Annotated in this window: 4 protein-coding genes; all 4 read left to right on the top strand. The window is 55.3% G+C overall.

Features of this window, described 5'->3' with window-relative positions; genetic code table 11:
* Window positions 1-274: exodeoxyribonuclease VII large subunit (locus AQR02_RS34415; RefSeq protein ID WP_280818632.1), on the top strand; the 274-nt coding region annotated here is incomplete at its 5' end.
* Window positions 252-509: an exodeoxyribonuclease VII small subunit gene (gene xseB, locus AQR02_RS16945; protein WP_054941490.1), complete on the top strand. Its 258-nt coding sequence runs from the start codon at window positions 252-254 to the stop codon at window positions 507-509. The genes AQR02_RS34415 and xseB, both read left to right, overlap by 23 nt.
* A gap of 79 nt (window positions 510-588) precedes the next feature.
* The gene (locus AQR02_RS16940; protein ID WP_425340015.1) at window positions 589-1,440 is read left to right on the top strand and encodes a polyprenyl synthetase family protein; all 852 of its coding nucleotides are present in this window, start codon (window positions 589-591) and stop codon (window positions 1,438-1,440) included.
* 94 nt (window positions 1,441-1,534) lie between these two features.
* The coding region (gene dxs, locus AQR02_RS16935) for a 1-deoxy-D-xylulose-5-phosphate synthase (RefSeq protein WP_082451879.1) at window positions 1,535-3,194 on the top strand (1,660 nt) is incomplete at its 3' end.

Below are 3,194 nucleotides of genomic sequence, written 5' to 3'. Positions count from 1 at the left end.
TCAGCTGGCGGGTGCGATGCAGGCGCGCCTGCAGGACAAGCGCTCGCGCTATGTGGCGGAGCTGCGCCATCTCGACGCACTCAGCCCGCTGAAGGTGATGTCACGGGGCTACAGCCTCGTGTACGACGAGAAGGAAGAGCATTTAATCAAATCGCTGAAGGAAGTAGAGCTCGGCGATGTGGTCAACATAAAGCTGAATGACGGACAGCTAAGCTGCCAGGTCTGGGGAATGAAGGAGGATGGCAAAGACGATGACGATGGAAGCGGAGCTTGATTTTGAAGGTGCAATGGGGCGGCTGGAGGAAATCGTACGTGAGCTTGAGCACGGCGACGTTCCCCTGGAGAAGGCCATCGACTTGTTTCAGCAGGGAATGAAGCTGTCGCAGCTCTGCGGCAGTAAGCTGGAGCAGGTAGAACGCAAGATTGAAATGATCACAGAGATGGACGGGGAGCTGCGCAAGAAGCCTTTCGGCGCGCGGCTGGAAGGGGACAGCGATGAGCCGGTCTGAGCATAATCTGGAGATGAACGCTGCAGAAGGCGTACGCCAGACGCTTCCGGATTATATCACCGGGGTCTCTGCAGCTGTTATGCAGGAACTGGAGACAACGCTTCCGGCGGACTGGAATGTGCCCGGCCACCTAAAAGAAGCGATGGATTATTCCCTGCAGGCCGGAGGCAAGCGACTTCGTCCCCTGCTGGTTATCGCTGCCTGTGAAGCGCTCGGAGGCAGCCGGGAGGCCGCATTGCCGGTGGCAGCAGCGATTGAGATGGTGCATACCTACTCTCTGATTCATGATGATCTGCCGGCCATGGATAATGATGATTACCGGCGGGGCAAGCTCACGAATCATAAGGTGTTCGGCGAAGCTACTGCCATCCTGGCCGGAGATGCACTGCTGACACATGCCTTTTATAGTGTGGTGCAGGCTTCCCGCCGGCACGGTGTCCCTGCAGAGCAGGCGCTCTCCATCGTAGAGGATCTGGCGGAAATGGCCGGTCCCCGCGGCATGGTCGGCGGGCAGGTGGCCGATATGGAGGGTGAGCAGGGCCTTACCGATCTGGAGCAGCTGCAATATATCCATCGTCATAAGACCGGGGATCTGATCGTATTCTCGCTGCTTGCCGGCGGCAGGATTGCCGGAGCAGATGCCGGGCAGCTGGAAGCGCTGCGCGAATTCGGCACACAGATTGGCCTGGCCTTCCAGGTGCAGGATGATATTCTTGATCTGGTTGGAGATGAAGGCAAGCTCGGCAAGAAGACAGGCAGCGACATCAAGCAGCAGAAGGTAACCTACCCGTATTTTATCGGGCTGGAAGCCTCGCAGGCTGAGGTGAAACGGTTGACGGAAGCGGCCCGCAGTGCGGTGCTTGAAGGCGGTTTTCCGGACAATTCGCGCCTGCTGGAAATTGCCTCCTATCTAATGTCCAGAGATCATTAGGGAAAATTCGGAAGCGGCTGTGTTTCGACAGCCGTTTCGTTTGTGTTATAATGGGGTTTATATTTTACAACATCTAGGAAAGCGGGGAAGACTCGTGCTGCTTCCAAATATAAATGATCCGGAGCAACTGAAAACATTGTCGGTGCCTGAGCTGGACACTCTGGCAGAGGAGATCCGTAGGTTTCTGATTGAGAAGCTTACTGTAACCGGCGGGCACCTCGGATCCAACCTGGGGGTAGTGGAGCTAACACTGGCCCTGCATTACTGCTATGACAGTCCCCGGGACAAAATGATATATGACGTAGGACACCAGGCTTATGTCCACAAAATTCTGACCGGCCGCCAGGACCGCTTTGACACGCTTCGCAAGAAAGACGGACTTTGCGGCTTTGTGAAACGTTCGGAGAGCGAGCATGATGTCTGGGAAGCCGGACACAGCAGCACCTCCTTGTCTGCAGCCATGGGTATGGCGATGGCACGTGACCTTAAGGGCGAGGACAACAAAGTTATCGCTGTAATCGGCGATGGTGCCCTGACCGGCGGGATGGCCTTTGAAGCATTGAATCATATTGGCCATGAACGCCGCAAGCTGATGGTCATTCTGAATGATAATGAAATGTCCATCGCTCCCAATGTAGGGGCAATGCATAATTATTTGAGCAAAATCCGTTCGGACCGCCATTATCTGCGTGCGAAAGATGAGGTTGAAGGACTGCTGAGAAGAATTCCGGCAATTGGCGGGAAGCTGGCCAAGACAGCCGAGAAGCTGAAGGACAGCCTTAAATATATGATGGTTCCCGGTGTACTCTTTGAAGAACTGGGCTTCACTTACCTGGGTCCGGTGGACGGCCATGATATTGAGAAAATGATCGAAACCTTCCATCAGGCGGACAATGTATCCGGACCTGTTCTGGTGCATGTGCTCACTACCAAGGGCAAAGGGTACAAACCGGCTGAAACCGATTTCTACAAATCACATGCGATTTCTCCTTACAAAATCGAGTCCGGCCAGTCCCTTAAGGCTGTCGGCAATCCGATGTACACGGAAGTATTCGGGCAGACGCTAATTGAACTGGGCCATGAGGACAAACGGCTGATTGCTGTAACTCCGGCAATGCCGGGCGGATCCGGACTGTTTCCGTTCGCCAAGGAATTCCCTGACCGGATGATCGATGTCGGTATTGCCGAGCAGCATGCCGCGACACTCTGCGCAGCACTCGCCATGGAGGGGATGAAGCCGGTGTACGCCGTCTACTCAACCTTTATGCAGCGGGCCTACGATCAGATCGTCCATGACATCTGCCGCCATAACGCCAATGTTATGTTCGCGATTGACCGGGCAGGCTTTGTCGGCGCTGACGGCGAGACTCATCAAGGGGTATACGATATTGCCTTTATGCGCCATATTCCGAATATGGTCATGATGATGCCTAAGGATGAGAACGAGCTTCGCCATATGATGAAGACGGCGCTGGAATATAATGACGGGCCGATTGCCTACCGGTATCCGCGGATTGACGGAACCGGCGTGGCGCTGGATCCCGAATTGCGTGTTCTGCCGATCGGTTCCTGGGAGCGGCTGCGGCCCGGTGATGATTATGCGGTGCTGGCCTGCGGCCCGATGGTTCAGGTGGCGGAAGAAGCAGCAGAGGTGCTTAAGCGGGAAGGTATTCAGGTGGGTGTAGTAAATGCACGTTTCCTGAAACCGCTCGACAATACCATGCTGCTGGAACTGGCCCATGCCGGAACCTCCA

Source organism: Paenibacillus ihuae (assembly GCF_001368795.1).
In the GTDB taxonomy this organism is placed as follows: domain Bacteria; phylum Bacillota; class Bacilli; order Paenibacillales; family Paenibacillaceae; genus Paenibacillus_AQ; species Paenibacillus_AQ ihuae.
This window is presented reverse-complemented; position numbering and strand designations above follow the sequence as displayed.